This is a genomic window from Inquilinus limosus (assembly GCF_051487185.1).
GTDB classification, from domain to species: Bacteria; Pseudomonadota; Alphaproteobacteria; order DSM-16000; family Inquilinaceae; genus Inquilinus; species Inquilinus limosus_F.
Genome location: NZ_JAHVDK010000006.1, coordinates 69,893 through 86,497 on the forward strand (window position 1 = coordinate 69,893; position 16,605 = coordinate 86,497).

Sequence of the window (16,605 nt, forward strand, 5' to 3'; positions counted from 1 at the left end):
TGCCACGAACCCGACCTACGAGCCGATGCCGACGCAGCCTTCCCCTCCCTGCCGGAGGGTGGAGGGGCCTGCGCGCGTCCGCGTGCGCCGCGGACGCTTCCCCGGCCGGCGGTCAGCCGCGCACCAGCGGGGTGTCGACCAGATGTTCGGCCAGGAACCAGGCCTGCAGCTCCCCGGTGCGGATCAGGTCGGAGATGATGAGGTCGTTGGTGCCGTCGTCGCCCATCTCGGCCGTCCTGGTGGCCGCGTCATGCGCGTCGATCAGGATCAGCTCATGCGCCTCGAGCAGGCGGGACAGCATCGCCGGGACCTCCTCGCAGCCATCGGGCGCGCGGGGGATGCGGGTGATCTCCGCCACGTGCCGCGGGTCGCCGACGGCTATACCGCCCAGGGTCTGGACCCGCTCCGCGACCTGGTCGATGAGGGCCAACTGCTCCCCGGCATGTTTGTCGAGCAGGAGATGCAGCTGGTAGAAGGTCGCGCCGCGCATCAGCCAGTGATGCTTCTTGTAGAGGGCATGCAGGATCTGCGAATCCGCCAGCAGCTGGTTGAGGCGCTGGCAGGAATAGAGGCGCGCCTCCTGCGATAGCCCGAGCGGCAGCTGCCGGACCGTGCCGAACGCCTGGATCTCGCCGCCGTGCTGGTGCAGCCAGGGCTGGCTGGTCCGCGGGCGGTGATTGGCAGCGACGCGCTGTGCGCTTCTCGCCATCGTCTCTTCTCCCGTTTCGCCGGTTCCAGGAGGCCCGGCGGCCCGCGATGCCGTCGGCGCCCATCAAGGGATACGGCGCGACGGCAGCTCGGGTTCCGGGGCCGCCTAGGCCTCGAGCAGGTCCTCGATGCGGATCGGCAGCGTCCTCAGCCGCTTCCCGGTCGCGTGGTAGACGGCGTTGGCGATGGCGGCCGCGGTGCCGACATTGCCCAGCTCGCCGATCCCCTTGATCCCGGCCGGGTTGACCTTGTTGTCCTCCTCCGGCACCAGGATCACCTCGACCTCGCCGATATCGGCGTTCACCGGGATCAGATACTCGGCGATGTCGGTGTTGACGTAGCGCGCGGTGCGCTGGTCGATCTCGGTCTTCTCGTGCAAAGCCGATCCGATGCCCCAGATCATCCCGCCCATCAGCTGGCTGCGCGCGGTGCGCGGATTCATGATCCGCCCGGCGGCGAAGGCGCCGACCATGCGCGGCACTCGGATCTCGCGGGTGCGGGCATGGATCCGCACCTCGACGAACTCTGCCCCGAAGGCGTAGCGGATGAAATCCTCGCCTCTCGGCCCGCCGGCCAGCGCCGTCGCGCCGCGGTACAGCTTGTCGATCGCGCCGGACGGCAGGCCGTGCGGCACGGACTCCGCGTATTCCTCAATTGCCCCGGCGCCGGTCCGCCCGAACGCGGCCTGCAGCTCCTCGGCCTGTCCGTCCGGGCCGATCAGCCGGCCGTCGCGCAGGTCGTAGCCGGACAGGTCGTTGTCCCGCCCCGCCTTGGCGCGGAACAGGGTCTTGCGGATCGCGTCACAGGCCTTGATCACCGCCGTGCAGACGCTCGCGGTCATGTTCGAACCACCAGCGACCGGGGCAGGCGGCAGCGAGGTGTCGCCCAGCGACACCTCGACCCGGTCGAGCGGCAGGCCCAGGCGCTCCGCCGCCGCCTGGCCGATGACCGTATAGGCGCCGGTGCCGAGGTCATGGGCCGCGGTCGCCACCTGGACCCGGCCGTCGCCGAGCAGCCGCACCCGGGTGGAGGCGGCGGCGATCATGCTGGGGTAGCAGGCGGTGGCGCAGCCCCAGCCGAGCAGCCAGTCGCCGTCGCGCATCGACCCCGGCCGCGGGTCGCGCCGGGCCCAGCCGAAAGCCGCGGCGGCGGTGTCGTAGCAGGGCATCAGCGACCGGCTGCTGTAGGGCACGTTCCTGATCGGCTCGGCCACCGTGTCATTGACGCGCCGCAGCTCCACCGGATCCATGCCCAGCTGCACCGCCAGCTCGTCCATCGCGCTCTCCAGCGCGAACATGTAGGGCACCTCGGCCGGGGCCCGCATGAAGCCGGGCGTGCTGCGGTCGGCATGGACGAGATGGACCTTCGAGGCGACGTTCGGCGCGGCATACATCCGGGTCGTCGTGTCGGTGCCGGCGACCATGTAGGAATCCGGCCGGGAGGTGACCTCCCAGCCCTCGTGGCTCAGCGCCACCAGCCGGCCGTCCTCGCCGGCCGCGAGCTTGACCCGGTGCCGGGTCTCGGCCCGGTAGGTGGTGGTGGTGAAGCCCTGGGTCCGGCTGGTCACCAGCTTCACCGGCCGGCCGACGCGGCGGGCGGCGATCGCGGCCAGGGCAGTGCGCGGCGTCACCGAGGCTTTCGACCCGAAGGCGCCGCCGACGAAGGGGCTGACCACCTGGACATGCCCGGGGTCGAGGCCCAGCTGCTGCGCCACCCCGTGCTTCAGCCCGTAGACGATCTGGCTCGGCTCGTGGATGGTCAGCCGCACCCCGTCCCAGACGCAGGTGGTGGTGAACAGCTCGATCGGATTGTGGTGCTGGGTCGGCGTCCGGTATTCGGCGTCGACCGTCGCGGCGGCATTCTTGGCCGCGGCATCCGGGTCGCCGATCGCCGGGTCCTCATGGGTCTGGCTGGCCGCGGCGGCATCGACCGTGTCGACGCCCGGCGCGTCGAAGCCCCAGCTCGGCGCAGGATCGGCGCGGTAGCGCAGCTTGACCCGGTGCGCGGCGTCCTGCGCCGCCTCGAAGGTCTCGGCGGTGACCACGGCCACGATCTGGCCGTCATGCCAGATCCGGGCGCTGTCGAGCGGCCGGATCGTGGTCGAGGCATAGCCGCCGGTGGCGAAATGCTTCATCGGCGCGACCTGGTCGTGGGCGTCGCGATAGGTCATGATGTCGAGCACGCCGGGCACCGCCTTCGCCTCCTTCAGCTCGATGCCGGCGATCTCGCCCTTCGCCACCGCGCTGGTCACCAGCACGGCATAAGCCGGGTTCTGGATCGGGGCATCGGACGGGTAGCGGGCCTCGCCGGTCACCTTGCGGCGCCCGTCGATGCGCGGCTCGGGGCGGCCCATATTGGGGCCGGGCTCGGGGGCGGCTCTCACCATGTCACGCCTCCATCCTTGCGGCCTGCAGCAGCGCGCGCACCAGGGTGCGGCGCCCGAGATCGACCTTGAACGCGTTATCCCGCTGCGGCCGGGCCGAGGCGAAGGCCGCCTCCGCCGCCGCCTCGGCCGCATCCTCGTCGAGCGGCTTGCCCTTCAACGCGGCCTCGGCGGCGCGGGCCCGCCACGGCACCGTCGCCACCCCGCCGAGCGCGATGCGCGCTTCGCGCACCGCCCCGTCGGCGATGTCGAGAGCGACCGCGGCGGAAGCGAGGGCGAAGGCGAAGGACTCGCGGTCGCGGATCTTCAGGTACAGCGACCGCCGGGTCCAAGGCCCGCCGGGCACATCGATCGCAGTGATGATCTCGCCGGCGGCCAGCCGGGTCTCGCGATGCGGCTCCCCGTCCGGCAGGCGGTGCAGCTCCGCCACCTGCATGGTGCGGGCGCCGTCCGGCCCGACGATGTCGAGCGTGGCGTCGAGCGCGATCAGTGCCTGCGCCAGGTCGCCGGGATAAGTGGCGATGCAGGCGTCGCTGGTGCCCAGCACCGCATGCTGGCGGTTGACGCCCATGATCGCGGCGCAGCCGGATCCGGGGACGCGCTTGTTGCATTCGGCCCAGGCGGTGTCGCGGAAATAGGGGCAGCGGGTGCGCTGCAGCAGGTTGCCGCCGAGCGTCGCCATGTTGCGCAGCTGCTGGCTGGCGGCGAGGTCCAGCGACTGCGCGATCACCGGATAGTCCCGGCGGACATCCTCGTCCTCGGCGACATCGGCCATCCGGGCCATGGCGCCCACATGCAGGCCCTGCGCCGTGCTCTCGATCGCGTCCTCGCCGATGCCGGTGATGTCGATCACCCGCTCCGGCCGCATCACGTCGAGCTTCATCAGGTCCAGGAGCGTGGTGCCGCCGGCGATGAACTGGGCAGCCTCGGCCTGCGCGGCGGCGCGGACCGCCTCCTGCAGCGTTCCGGGGTGGTCGTAGGCGAAGGGGCGCATCTCAGCCCTCCATCTGCGGCTTGGCCTGGAGGATGGCGGCGACGATGTTCGGATAGGCGGCGCAGCGGCACAGATTGCCGCTCATATATTCGCGGATCTCGGCCTCGCTGCCGGCATGGCCCTCCGCGACGCAGGCGACGGCCGACATGATCTGCCCGGGCGTACAGTAGCCGCATTGGAAGGCGTCGTGGTCGATGAAGGCCTGCTGCATCGGATGCAGCGTCCCGTCCGGCTGCGCCAGGCCTTCGATGGTGGTGACCTCGTGGCCCTCGGCCATCACCGCCAGGACGAAGCAGGACAGCACGCGCCGTCCGTCCAGCAGCACGGTGCAGGCGCCGCACTGCCCGTGGTCGCAGCCCTTCTTCGTGCCGGTCAGACCGATAGGCTCGCGCAGCGCGTCGAGCAGCGTGGTCCGGCCGTCGAGGGCCAGGCTGTGGTCCTGGCCGTTGATCCTGAGCGTCACCGGTATGAGGCGGCCGGCCTCCCGCGCGGCCGGGCGCCCTGCGGTCTCGGCCCGCGCCGGGCCAGGGCCGGCGAGGGGGAAGGCGGCGGCGGTGGCTGTCATGCCCAGGAAGGCGCGGCGCTTGACGTCGGGCAGGCTGACGGGCTGGCGGTCTGCTTGCATCGCCTGTCTCCGGATTGTGTCGGGGGGCCGCTGCCGCCATGGCGGTGCGGCCTTTACCGACGACAATGCGGGCGCGGCGATGCCGGTTCCTGACCCGGCGGGATCAGGCCTCCAGCCCGGCGAAGGGGTCGCGCCAGGCGTCGATCCGGTTCAGCCGGTCGTGCCAGCGCATGATGTTGGCATGGTGCGTCACCGGGATGCCGGCGCGCTCGGCGAAGGGCAGGGCGGTCGCCACCCGGAAATCGGCGTAGGTCGGATGGTCGCCGACCAGCCAGGTGCGGCCGGCCAGGACCTCGTCCAGCACCGGGCCGAAGACGCGAAGGTCGTCGGCCGCCTCCTCCAGCGCCTTCTGGTTCTCCGGCCGCGACAGGAACTGCGGGCGGATCAGGTTCAGGAAATAGAAGACGTCGGCCGCCCGGGTGAAGTGATGGGTGCTCCAGCTCACCCAGCGCAGGATCTCGACCATACGCTCGTCGGTCGGCCAGAAGTCGCCACCGGCCAGGGCCGAAAGGCGGAAGGCGATCGCGTCGGTCTCCCACAGCGGGGCACGCCCCTCCTCGACCAGGATGGGGACGCGGGTGTTCGGGTTGATCGGCCGGAACTGCTCGCGATAACGCGGGTCCATCGGGCTGGCGCGGACGAATTCGACCGGCGAGCCGAGATACTTGGCCACCGCCACGGCGACGCGCGGGTTGAGGTTGGGCGAGTAGTAGAGCTTCACGGTACTGCCTCCTGATCGGGACGGGTCGCGGGACGATCACCCGCAGCCATTGTCGCGCCGGGGGTGGTGGAATCGACACCTTCGGAGGATCGGGGTGCGCATTCCAGGGTTATGGATTGATATGTTATATCATCCTGGCTAACGTCGATGGCATTGAGCTTCGCCCCAAACGAGTGGAGGGCGGGGTGCCGCGCGCCTCCTGATCGCCCCCCTTCATCAGAGATCCGCCATGCCCGCAACGTCCCAGATCCCCGTGACCGTGCTGACCGGCTATCTCGGCGCCGGCAAGACCACGCTTCTCAACCGGGTTCTCACCGAGACGCACGGCAGGCGCTATGCCGTGATCGTCAACGAGTTCGGCGAGGTCGGCATCGACAACGAGCTCGTCGTGAACGCCGATGAAGAGGTGTTCGAGATGAACAACGGGTGCATCTGCTGCACCGTGCGCGGCGACCTCATCCGCATCATCGGCAACCTGCTCAAGCGCAAGGGTGGTTTCGACGGAATCCTGATCGAGACCACCGGCCTGGCCGACCCGGCGCCAGTGGCGCAGACCTTTTTCGTGGATGATGACGTTCGCGATCGCGCCAAGCTCGACAGCATCGTCACGGTCGTGGACGCGAAGAACCTGATGGCGCGCCTCGATGACAGCCATGAAGCCGCCGAGCAGGTCGCGTTTGCCGACATCATCCTCCTCAATAAGACCGACCTCGTGCCCGGCGACGAGCTTTCGCGGATCGAGGCGCGGATCCGTGCGATCAATCCCACGGCCGTGCTCCATCGAACGGAACGGTGCGCCCTACCGGTCGATACTGTGCTCGGCCGCCGTGCCTTCGATCTCGACCGCATCCTGGAGATCGAACCGGATTTCCTGAAGGAAGATGACCATGAGCACGACGATGCGATCACCAGCGTCGCGCTCAAGGAGGCGCGGCCGATCGATCTCAACCGGTTCAACGCCTGGATCAGCGGCCTCCTGCGCACCCGCGGGCAGGACATCCTGCGCTCGAAGGGCATCCTCAACATCAAGGGCAGTCTGAACCGCTTCATCTTCCAGGGCGTGCACATGCTGATCGAAGGCGACGACGGCAAGCCATGGGGCCCGGGGGAAGACCGCGGCTCCAAGCTGGTTTTCATCGGCCGCGGTCTGGACGAGGCGGAGCTGCGCGCCGGCTTTGGGGCCTGCGTCGCCGGATGAGTATGCTGGCCGAGCGGCATCGGGTGCTGGCGCCCGAGAGCCTGGACCTGACCTTCGACGCGGCCGTGACGGGCATGGCCTTCCTGGACAGCGGCGTCCTCGCGCTCGGCTGCGGGGACGGCACTGTCCGGCTCGTTCCGCCCGAGGGCGAATCAGTCCCGGTTCAGACGCACAGGGACGGGTCTGCGGTCCTGGCCCTCGTGCCCGACATCGACGGCGCGGCCGTTCTGACCGGCGGTGACGACGGCCGGCTGATGCGAACGAGCGCCGGTGGTCGGCCCGTGCCGCTCCTCGAGGCCTCGGGCCTGCAGATCGATGTCGTCGCCGCAACCGGCGTCGGCGGGCTGCGCGCCGTTGCTCTCGGCCGGGAGGTCCGGCTGATCGACCGCGCCGGCGCGGCGACTGTCAGCGCCTCCGGCCATCCAAGCACCGTGACGGGCCTCGCGTTCAACCCCAAAGGCAAGCGGCTGGCCGCATCGCATTACGGCGGCGTGACCCTTTGGTGGACCGGTACGTTCGGACAGAGTCCAAAGCGGTTCAACTGGCGGGGATCGCATATCGGAGTGAGCTGGAGCCCGGATGGCTCGACTGTCATGACCGCGATGCAGGAGGCGGCGCTCCATGGCTGGCAGGTCGCCGACGGCAAGGACATGCAGATGACCGGCTATGCCGCCAAAGTGCGGTCCATGGACTGGTTGGCCAAGCCCATGGCGCTCGCCACCGCCGGGGCCGACTGCGTGGTGGCGTGGAGCTTCGCCGGCGGCGGGCCGATGGGCAAGCCACCGATCGAGATTGGCCGCGGCATCGGCCGGCTCGTCACCTCGGTCGCCATACACCCCGGCCGTCCGCTGGTCGCCGCCGGTTTCGACGATGGAAGGGTCGCGCTGTGCGAGCTTCACGGTGACCGCATCGTCCGGCTCCGGCCCGGCGATGGCGGCCGCATATCCGCTCTGGCTTGGTCACGGGACGGCGTGCGGCTCGCGGCCGGCACGGATGCCGGCGCGGTCTCGGTGTTCGATCTCACGAAGGGAGCAGGCTGACGCTGGCCACGAAGGGAATGCCCAGTTCGATGCGCTTCGCCTGAACGAAGGCCGGGGGAGCAGAGGTCATGCCGGGGGAGGCGCCCGTCACCCCTGCGCCGCCGGCTCCACGGGACCGCGCATGCGGCGGTAGACGAAGTCGGGTGGCGCCGTGCTGTGCGCGGCGGTCTCGGCCAGGTCCAACATGGCGCCGTGGAAGGGCGACAGGGCGCAGGCCGGGTCGGTGGCGTCCGCCCGGCCGGTCAGGGCCAGCGCCTGGCAGCGGCAGCCGCCCCAGTCGATCTCGCGCTGCGGGCAGCTGCGGCACGGCTCCGGCATCCAGGCAGTGCCGCGGAAGCGCTGGAAGGCATCCGATGCCGCCCAGATCTCGGCCAGCGGCTTGTCGCGCACCGACTCGAAGCCGAGGCCGGGGATGGTCTCGGCGGCGTGGCAGGGCAGGACCTTGCCGGACGGGGTGATGTTCAGGAACCGTCGGCCCCAGCCGCCCATGCAGGCCTTGGGCCGGCGCGCGTAGTAGTCCGGCACGACATAGTCGATCACCAGCCGCCCGTGCAGCCGCTCCCGCGCCGCCTCGACCACGGCGCTGGCGGCGTCGAGCTGCTCGCGGCTCGGCATCAGCGCGTCGCGATTGTGCAGGGCCCATCCGTAATACTGGACATGGGCCACCTCCAGCCGCCCGGCGCCAAGCTCGACCGCCAGGTCGATCATCTCCGCCAGCCGGTCGAGATTCTGCCGGTGGACGACGGCGTTCAGGGTCAGCGGCAGCCCGGCCTCCGTCACCCAGCCGGCGAAGGCCAGCTTCTTCGCCTGTGCCCCGGGATAGTGGCCGATGCGCTCGGCCGATGCCGGGTCGGTGTCCTGGATGCTCAGCTGGGCGTGGTCCAGCCCGGCCTCGACCAGGCCGAGGAAGCGGTCGCGGTCGATCGCGACGCCGGAGGTGATCAGGTTGGTATAGAGCCCGGCCTCATGGGCGCCGCGGATCAGCTCCGGCAGGTCGCGGCGGACCGTCGGCTCGCCGCCAGAGAAATGGATCTGCAGGATGCCGAGATCCGCCGCCTCGCGGATCACGCGCAGCCAGTCCGCGGTCGCCAGCTCGTCCCGCGCGCGCTCCATCTCCAGGGGGTTGGAGCAGTAGGGGCACTGCAGCGGGCAGCGATGGGTCAGCTCCAGCAGCGCGGCGAGCGGTGGTTCTAGGCGGGGCGCGATCTGGTTCATGTCGCCAGGACCCGTTTGGCCATCAGGTCGTCGACCAGCTGTACCACATCGGCCTCGACCTCGCCGGGCTCGGCCTCGAAGCTGCGGGCCAGGTCGGCGGCGATCTCGGCGATGGTGGCGGTGCCGTCGCAGCGCCGGACGATCTCATAGGCCGTCTCGTCCAGCAGGATCACCCGCTCCGGCGCCAGCACCACCCAGCTCTGCCGCGCCTCGTCCCAGCGCAGCCGCGACCCGGGCGCCAGCCGCGGGCGGGGGGCGGCGGGCTCGGCCACCGCGCTCACCGCCGGTCCTCCGGCACGAACGCGCCGGGTGGGATGTGGCCGGGCTCGATATAGGCGTGGTGCAGGGCGTCCAGCTGGGCCCACAGCACGTCGCATTTGAAGACCAGGGCGTTCATCACATCCTGCTGCTGGTCCGGCCGCCGCGCCTCGCGCTTGACATAATCCAGGGCGAAATCGGCGTCGCGCGGCGCCTGGGTCAGGCGCTTGTCGAAATAGGCCAGGGCCTCGCGCGACACGAAGTCGTAATTGGCCAGCATGCCCGCGACGCGATTGCCGATGATGGTCGGCGCGAACAGCTCGGTCAGGGACGAGGCGACGGCTTCGAGCAGCGTCCGGTCGCGCACGAAACGGACATAGGCGTCGACCGCGAAGCGGGTGGCCGGCAGGATGCCGCGGCCGTCGATGACCGCGGCGCGGTCCAGGCCCAGCGCGTCGGTCAGGCGCAGCCAGCGGGCGATGCCGCCTTCGCCCTCCTGCTCGCCGTCATGGTCGACGATCCGCTGCCGCCAGGCGCGGCGCAGCGCCGGGTCCTCGGCGCGGGACATCAGCGCCGAATCCTTCAGCGGGATCCGGCTCTGGTAATAGTAGCGGTTCAGCGCCCAGGCCTGCACCTGGCCCCGGTTCAGCTTGCCGCCGTGCAGCAGGGCGTGGAAGGGATGGCGGTCGTGGTACCGCTCCCGTCCGATCGCGCGCAACGCCGCCTCCAGCTGGTCCGGGGTCATCGCTTCGGTCATAGGGCGATCTCCATGCCGTCTTCCGCCACTTCCCAGCCGGCCTCGGCCAGGGTGGCCCGTTCGGGCGAGTCCTCGTCGAGGACCGGGTTGGTCGTGTTCACATGGATCAGAATCCTGCGCCGGACGTCGAGATCGGCGAAGGCGGCAATGGTGCCGTCCGGCCCGTCGATGCTCATATGGCCCATGCGCTGCCCGGTCTTGCTGCCGACCCCGGTCGCGATCAGCTCGTCGTCGCGCCACAGCGTGCCGTCGAAGAACACCAGGGGCGATCCCTGCAGCCGCGCCCGCAGCGCCGGCGTCATCGCGGCGCAGCCGGGGATGTAATGGAACCGCACGGAGTTGCAGGTGATCTCGAGACCCATCGTCTCGTCCGGCGCCCCGGACAGGTCGTCGCCGGCCTGGCCTTCCAGATACAGCGGCACCTTGCCGGGCACGGGGAAGGCGGTGACGGTCAGGCCCAAGCCTCCGCCGGGGCCGGTGACCGGGAACGGCCCGTTCGGTGCCACCGCGTGGCGCTCGACGCAGCGGGCGCTGAGGGCATCGAAGATCGGGTTGGCGGCCAGGGCGGCCAGCACCGGCGGCGCCGCCCACAGGGCGAAGGGCTGCGATTCGCGCATCGACAGCAGGCCGGCGACATGGTCGATCTCGCCGCTGGTCAGGATCACCGCGGCGATCGGCGAATGGCGGAGGCCGACCTGCGGCCACAGCGCCGGGGTGGCCTGCACCTGCTGCCGGAAATCCGGCGATGCGTTCAGCAGCAGCCAGCGTTCGCCGTCGGCGCTGACGGCGAGGGAGGCCTGGGTGCGCGGCTTGGCGCGTAGAACTCCGGTCCGCACCCCCCGGCTGGTGGGCGCGTTGCAGTTCCATTGGGGAAAACCTCCGCCGGCGGCGGAACCGAGGACGACGATGCGCATGGTCTCAGCCCCGCTTTCGGCAGCCTCGCCGGATCCGCCGCACGGCGGAGGGTTGGGTTACACGGTCGCGCAGGCGTAGGCGTTGATCTCGCAGCCTACGGCAATCTCGCGGATCTTCGGTGTCTTCCAGCGCTTCATGAGGCTCCTCCAGTTAGGGGCAAGCTCTCCTCGGATGACGCCGCGACCCGGAGCGTGGTTCCGAGCCGAACGCATCGGGATCATGATGCGCCTTCCGCGCGACAGGGGAATAGGACTTTGGAGCGAGGCCGGGTGTTTCTTGTCGCATCGGTGCATGCTGTCCCGCTCAGCCGGCCGCAGGGGCGAGCCAGACGCCGATCATGGCGGCAACGCTCACCAAAGCCAGGAAACCGTTGACCACGATCAGCAGGGCCGCGGGCAGGCGGTGGACGTCCGGCCGCGGCGGCGGCACCCCGGGCGTCAGGTTGCGCCAGACGGCGGCAGCGAAGCAGAAGGCGCTGAACAGCACCAGAAGCATGCCGGTGCCGAAGATCATCCACTCCGCCACCAGGCCCTCCAGGAGCTTCTTGGCGCCGATGCCCGCGGCCAGGGCGCCGAGGCCGAGCTGGGTCCAGGAGGCGTAGGTCCGTTCCGCCGCCAGCACCGTCCGGCTCGCCGCCAGCTCGGTCCGGCGATCCGCGGAATCCGTCATCTCCGCCGTCATCACGGTGCGGTCGGCGGCCAAGCGCGTCCGGCGCACCTCCTCTCGGCTGCTGTCCACCATCGGGATCTCCCGCCAGGGCCTTCGTCATGACAACACCGCGGCGAGGAGGGAAATCCCGCGACGGCAGATGCTCAGGCCGCGACCGGCCGGGCGCTCATGGTCAGCAGGTCGTAGCGGGCGACGGTCTCGTCGTTCTGGTTGAACACCTCGACGTCCCAGCGCACCTCGCCGTATTCCGGCATGCGGGCGGCGGTCCTGCGCTTGACCGTCAGCCGCACCCGGATCGAGTCCCCGGGCGACACCGGCTTCAGGAAGCGCAGGTTGTCGAGGCCGTAATTGGCCAGCAGCGGCCCGGGCGCCGGGTCGACGAACAGGCCTGCGGCGAAGGACAGGATCAGGTAGCCATGCGCCACCCGGCCGGGGAAGAACGGGTTGGCCTTCGCCGCCTCCTCGTCCATATGGGCGTAGAAGGCGTCGCCGGTGAAATCGGCGAAATGCTCGATATCCTCCAGCGTGATGGTGCGCGCAGCGGTCTCCACCGTCTCGCCGACCGCCAGCTCTTCGTAGTTACGGCGGAACGGGTGGGTGGCCGACACCGGCGCGGGGGCGCCCTTGATCCAGTTGCGGGTCAGGGCGGCCAGGCGGCCGGGCGAGCCCTGCAGGGCGGTGCGCTGCAGGTAGTGATGGACGCCGCGGATGCCGCCCAGCTCCTCGCCGCCGCCGGCGCGGCCGGGGCCGCCATGCACCAGCCCGGGCAGGGGCGAGCCGTGGCCGGTCGACTCGCCGGCGCAGTCGCGGTCGACGATCAGGATGCGGCCGTGGAACGGCGCCAGGCCGAAGACCAGCGTGTCGGCGACCGCGTCGTCATGGGTGAAGACCGAGGCCACCAGGCTGCCCTCGCCGCGGCGCACCAGCTCCACCGCCTGGTCCAGGTCGTCATAGGCGATCACGGTCGCCACCGGCCCGAAGGCCTCGACCGTGTGTACCTTGCGCGCCCGCGCCGGGTCGGTGCAGCGCAGCAGCACCGGGGTCATGAAGGCGCCATCCATGCCGTCGGCCTTCGGGTCGCCGGCCACGATCTCCGCCTCCTCCGCCAGCTCGGCGATGCGGGCGCGGACGTCGTCGCGCTGGGCGGTGCTGACCAGGGGGCCCATCCGCACCTCCTCCCGCCGCGGGTCGCCGACCGCGATGCCGGACAGCTTCTGCGACAGGGCGGCGACGACCTCCCGCTCCAGCGCTCGCGGCACCAGGATGCGGCGGATGGCGGTGCATTTCTGCCCGGCCTTCGCGGTCATCTCGCGCACCACTTCCTTGACGAACAGGTCGAATTCCGGCGTCTCAGGCGTCGCGTCGGGTCCCAGCACCGCGGCGTTCAGCGAATCCCGCTCGGCGACGAAGCGCACGGCGTTGCGCAGAATCGTCGGGTGATTGCGCAGCTTCTCCGAGGTCCCGATCGAGCCGGTGAAGACCACCACGTCCTGCCCGGTCAGGTGATCCAGAAGGTCGCCGGCGCTGCCGGCCACGAATTGCAGGCTGCCTTCGGGCAGGATCCCGGACTCGACGATCAGCTTCACCAGCGCCTCGGCGACATAGGCGGTGGCGGAGGCCGGCTTGGTGATCACCGGCACCCCGCCCAGGATCGCCGGCGACAGCTTCTCCAGCAGGCCCCAGCACGGGAAGTTGAAGGCGTTGATGTGCACGGCCACGCCGGTCAGCGGCGTCAGCACATGCACGCCGACGAAGCTGCCGCCCTTGGACAGCTTCTCGACCCCGTCCTCCAGCAGGAAGCGCTCGCTCGGCAGCTCCCGCCGCCCGCGCGAGGCATAGGCGAACAGCGTGCCGATGCCGCCATCGATGTCGATCAGGTTGTCCCGCTTCGTCGCCCCGGTGTCGGCGGCGAGGGCGTAGAGCGGCTCCTTGCGCTCCGACAGGTACAGCGCCAGCGCCTTCAGCATGTCGGCGCGCTGGTGGAAGGTCAGCCGGCGCAGCGCTGGGCCGCCGACCTCGCGGGCGTGGCCGACCATCGCCGCGAAGTCCAGGCCGCGGCTCGACAGCCGGGCCACCACCCGGCCGTCGATGGCGCTGGCGATGTCGGCCAGCCCCTCTGTCGGGGCGATCCAGCGGTTTTCGGCGTAGTTCTGCAGGATGGGGGTCATGGCGTCCTCCCGATCACCCGGTCCGCAACGTCGGTTGGCGATTGACAGGCCGGGGTTCGGGTCTAAGAATTAACCGACCGATCGTTCAATTCAAGAGGCCCGGAACAACGGGTCCATCCGGAGGAGGACGCCCGTGGAAGCAACGGTCCTTGTCGATCGCCGCGACGGCTGGCGGGTGCTGACGCTGAACCGCCCGGACCGGCTGAACGCCTTCACCGAGGAGATGCACCGTGCCCTGGCGGAGGCGCTGGCCGAGGCCGAGGGCGATGCCGCCTGCCGGGCGGTGCTGCTGACCGGGGCCGGCCGTGGCTTCTGCGCCGGGCAGGACCTGAATGACCGCGCCACCAGCGGTGGGGCGCCCGATCTCGGCGCCACGCTGGAGGCGCTGTACAACCCGCTGATCCGCCGCCTGCGCCGGCTGCCGAAGCCGGTGGTCTGCGCCGTCAACGGCGTCGCCGCCGGGGCCGGGGCCAACATCGCCCTGGCCTGCGACATCGTGCTGGCCGCGCGCTCGGCCAAGTTCATCCAGTCCTTCGCCAAGATCGGCCTGGTGCCGGATTCCGGCGGCACCTATGTCCTGCCGCGGCTGGTCGGCGCCGCGCGGGCCCGTGGCCTCGCGCTGCTCGCCGACCCGCTGCCGGCGGACAAGGCGGAGGAGTGGGGCCTGATCTGGAAGGCGGTGGATGACGGCGCGCTGATGATGGAGGCCGAGGCGCTGACCGCCCATCTCGCCTCCCAGCCGACCCAGGGGCTGGCGCTGATCAAGCAGGCGCTCGACGCCTCCGCCGGCAACAGCCTCGACGCCCAACTCGACCTCGAGCGCGACCTGCAGCGCCGGGCCGGGCGCACGCCGGACTATGCCGAGGGCGTGCGCGCCTTCCTGGAGAAGCGGCCGCCGCGGTTCACGGGGCAGGCGTGATGAAGGCGACGACGGGGGCGGAGGCCGAGGCGGTCGCGAAGGCCGCGGCCGAGGCGATGTGGCGCGACGACAGCGCCAGCCGGGCACTCGGGATGGAGATCCTGGAGGTCGGGCCCGGCCGGGCGCAACTGGCCATGACCATCCGCCCGGACATGACCAACGGCCACGGCACCGCCCATGGCGGCTTCATCTTCGCGCTGGCGGATTCTGCTTTCGCCTTCGCCTGCAACTCCGCCGGCGAGCGCACGGTGGCGGCGCATTGCAGCATCACCTTCCTGCGCCCCGCGGCCGCGGGCGAGCGGCTGGTGGCGACGGCGCGGGAGATGGCGCGCTCCGGCCGGTCGGGCCTCTACGACGTCAGCGTCGCGGTCGGCGAGACGGTGATCGCTGAGTTCCGCGGCCATTCCCGGACGGTCGGCGGATCATTCATCGAACGATCGGTCGAGGATTAGAGACAAGAACAAGCCCAGGGAGGAGACGATGGCGCCGATCGAAAGTCTGGACGCGGCCGAGCGGGCCTCGCGCGACGAGATCATGGCGCTGCAGCGCAACCGCCTGGCCTGGACGCTGCGTCATGCCTACGACAATGTCCCGCATTACCGCCGGGCGTTCGACGCGGCCGGGGTGCATCCGTCGGATTTCCGCGACCTGTCGGATCTCGCCAAATTCCCGTTCACGACCAAGCAGGATCTGCGCGACGCCTATCCCTTCGGAATGTTCGCGGTGCCGCGCGACCGCATCGCCCGCATCCACGCCTCCTCCGGCACCACCGGCAAGCCGACCGTGGTCGGCTACACCCGGGCGGATCTCGACATGTGGGCCGATGTCATGGCGCGGTCGATCCGCGCCGCCGGCGGGCGGCCGGGGATGATGGTGCATGTCGCCTATGGCTACGGCCTGTTCACCGGCGGCCTCGGCGCCCATTGCGGGGCGGAGCGGCTGGGCTGCACCGTGGTCCCGGTCTCGGGCGGCATGACCGAGCGCCAGGTCCAGCTGATCACCGATTTCAGGCCGGACGTCATCATGGTGACGCCCAGCTACATGCTGGCGATCCTGGACGGCTTCCGGGCCCGGGGCCTCGACCCGCGCGAGAGCTCGCTGCGCTTCGGCATCTTCGGCGCCGAGCCCTGGACCAACGCCATGCGGCAGGAGATCGAGCAGGCCTTCGCCCTCGATGCCACCGACATTTACGGCCTGTCGGAGGTGATCGGCCCCGGCGTCGCCCAGGAATTCGTCGAGACCAAGGACGGGCTGCATGTCTGGGAGGACCATTTCCTGCCGGAGGTGGTCGACCCCGAGACCGGCGCCGTGCTGCCGGACGGCGAGAGGGGCGAGCTGGTCTTCACCTCCCTGACCAAGGAAGCCTTCCCGATCATCCGCTACCGCACCCGCGACCTGACCCGCCTGCTGCCCGGCACCGCCCGGCCCGGCATGCGCCGGATGGAGAAGGTGACCGGCCGCTGCGACGACATGATCATCCTGCGCGGCGTCAACGTCTTCCCGACCCAGATCGAGGAGGCGCTCCTGGCCTGCGACTGGTGCGGCGGTCATTTCGTGATCGAGCTCGACCGCCCCGGCCGGCTGGACGAGATGGCGGTGCTGGCCGAGGCGCGGCCGGAGCATTGGGACGGGTCCGGCCTGACCGCGGAGGCCGAGCGGCTGACGCTGCGGATCAAGGACACGATCGGGGTGTCGGCGCGTGTGGTGATCCAGCCGCCCGGAAGCATTGAGCGCTCCGCCGGCAAGGCCAAGCGGGTGATCGACAAGCGGCCGAAGGGGTAGATTGGACGGCTCGGTCGTTCATTCTGTCATGCCCGGGCTTGACCCGGGCATCCAGAGGCTGTCGAGGCTGCCTGGATTGCCGGGTCAAGCCCGGCAATGACAAGAAGAGTAGTCTGCGCGATTAAGCGTTTCTGCTGCCAGGAGATGATCGGAAGGCGAGGAGGCGTGCCCTGACGGCCCTCTCGACGTCCTCCCCGGTATGGCTGCCGCCCCTCGCGATCGAGGCATTCAGCGTCTCACGCAAAGCTCGCAG

The 16,605-nt window shown here is 70.5% G+C and carries 17 protein-coding genes; 5 read left to right on the top strand and 12 right to left on the bottom strand.

The annotated features are described in order from the left end of the window. Positions 1-112: 112 nt before the first annotated feature. From KXR53_RS08515 to KXR53_RS08535, 5 genes are all read right to left on the bottom strand, one after another. Positions 113-709, bottom strand: coding sequence for a Dps family protein (locus tag KXR53_RS08515; protein WP_437374682.1), 597 nt, complete (start codon positions 707-709; stop codon positions 113-115). A 105-nt stretch (positions 710-814) separates the two neighbouring features. Beyond that, a complete protein-coding gene (locus KXR53_RS08520) occupies positions 815-3,094 on the bottom strand; it encodes a xanthine dehydrogenase family protein molybdopterin-binding subunit (protein WP_437374683.1) in 2,280 nt (759 codons plus the stop codon). A 1-nt stretch (position 3,095) separates the two neighbouring features. Continuing rightward, positions 3,096-4,085: an FAD binding domain-containing protein gene (locus tag KXR53_RS08525; protein WP_437374684.1), complete on the bottom strand. Its 990-nt coding sequence runs from the start codon at positions 4,083-4,085 to the stop codon at positions 3,096-3,098. A gap of 1 nt (position 4,086) precedes the next feature. Further along, complete coding sequence (locus tag KXR53_RS08530; RefSeq protein ID WP_437374685.1) at positions 4,087-4,710, bottom strand: (2Fe-2S)-binding protein; 624 nt, start codon at positions 4,708-4,710, stop codon at positions 4,087-4,089. A gap of 103 nt (positions 4,711-4,813) precedes the next feature. After that, positions 4,814-5,431 carry a glutathione S-transferase family protein gene (locus KXR53_RS08535; protein ID WP_437374686.1) on the bottom strand — a complete coding sequence of 206 codons (618 nt, stop codon included), beginning with the start codon at positions 5,429-5,431 and terminating at the stop codon, positions 4,814-4,816. 253 nt (positions 5,432-5,684) lie between these two features. Between KXR53_RS08535 and KXR53_RS08540 the strand changes: the two genes are divergently transcribed. After that, positions 5,685-6,629 (top strand): CobW family GTP-binding protein, encoded by a 945-nt coding sequence (locus KXR53_RS08540; RefSeq protein ID WP_437374687.1) that lies wholly within the window; start codon positions 5,685-5,687, stop codon positions 6,627-6,629. Between the two features lie 2 nt (positions 6,630-6,631). Beyond that, positions 6,632-7,669 (top strand): WD40 repeat domain-containing protein, encoded by a 1,038-nt coding sequence (locus tag KXR53_RS08545; protein ID WP_437374688.1) that lies wholly within the window; start codon positions 6,632-6,634, stop codon positions 7,667-7,669. Between the two features lie 87 nt (positions 7,670-7,756). Here KXR53_RS08545 and pqqE read toward each other — a convergent pair whose 3' ends face one another. The 7 genes from pqqE to paaZ form a co-directional block, all read right to left on the bottom strand. Continuing rightward, positions 7,757-8,884: a pyrroloquinoline quinone biosynthesis protein PqqE gene (gene pqqE / locus KXR53_RS08550; RefSeq protein ID WP_437374689.1), complete on the bottom strand. Its 1,128-nt coding sequence runs from the start codon at positions 8,882-8,884 to the stop codon at positions 7,757-7,759. Then, entirely contained in the window at positions 8,881-9,165 is a 285-nt protein-coding gene (gene pqqD / locus KXR53_RS08555) for a pyrroloquinoline quinone biosynthesis peptide chaperone PqqD (protein ID WP_437374690.1), read from the bottom strand. The genes pqqE and pqqD overlap by 4 nt, the downstream gene beginning before the upstream one ends. Continuing rightward, positions 9,162-9,899 carry a pyrroloquinoline-quinone synthase PqqC gene (pqqC, locus tag KXR53_RS08560; protein WP_437374691.1) on the bottom strand — a complete coding sequence of 246 codons (738 nt, stop codon included), beginning with the start codon at positions 9,897-9,899 and terminating at the stop codon, positions 9,162-9,164. Before pqqC ends, pqqD begins: the two co-directional genes overlap by 4 nt. Further along, positions 9,896-10,813, bottom strand: coding sequence for a pyrroloquinoline quinone biosynthesis protein PqqB (gene pqqB / locus KXR53_RS08565; protein WP_437374692.1), 918 nt, complete (start codon positions 10,811-10,813; stop codon positions 9,896-9,898). The genes pqqC and pqqB overlap by 4 nt, the downstream gene beginning before the upstream one ends. Positions 10,814-10,870: 57 nt before the next feature. Next, positions 10,871-11,107, bottom strand: a complete 237-nt coding sequence (gene pqqA, locus KXR53_RS08570; protein ID WP_437374693.1) for a pyrroloquinoline quinone precursor peptide PqqA — start codon at positions 11,105-11,107, stop codon at positions 10,871-10,873. Between the two features lie 10 nt (positions 11,108-11,117). Beyond that, positions 11,118-11,555 (bottom strand): YidH family protein, encoded by a 438-nt coding sequence (locus KXR53_RS08575; RefSeq protein WP_437374694.1) that lies wholly within the window; start codon positions 11,553-11,555, stop codon positions 11,118-11,120. Between the two features lie 71 nt (positions 11,556-11,626). Next, a complete protein-coding gene (gene paaZ, locus KXR53_RS08580; RefSeq protein ID WP_437374695.1) occupies positions 11,627-13,651 on the bottom strand; it encodes a phenylacetic acid degradation bifunctional protein PaaZ in 2,025 nt (674 codons plus the stop codon). Positions 13,652-13,784: 133 nt separating this feature from the next. Between paaZ and paaG the strand changes: the two genes are divergently transcribed. From paaG to paaK, 3 genes are read left to right on the top strand one after another with little or no spacing between them, the layout of a single operon-like run. After that, positions 13,785-14,570, top strand: a complete 786-nt coding sequence (paaG, locus tag KXR53_RS08585) for a 2-(1,2-epoxy-1,2-dihydrophenyl)acetyl-CoA isomerase PaaG (protein WP_437374696.1) — start codon at positions 13,785-13,787, stop codon at positions 14,568-14,570. After that, positions 14,570-15,022, top strand: a complete 453-nt coding sequence (paaI, locus tag KXR53_RS08590; protein ID WP_437374697.1) for a hydroxyphenylacetyl-CoA thioesterase PaaI — start codon at positions 14,570-14,572, stop codon at positions 15,020-15,022. Before paaG ends, paaI begins: the two co-directional genes overlap by 1 nt. Before the next feature lie 28 nt (positions 15,023-15,050). Continuing rightward, a complete protein-coding gene (gene paaK, locus KXR53_RS08595) occupies positions 15,051-16,352 on the top strand; it encodes a phenylacetate--CoA ligase PaaK (protein ID WP_437374698.1) in 1,302 nt (433 codons plus the stop codon). Positions 16,353-16,605: the final 253 nt, after the last annotated feature.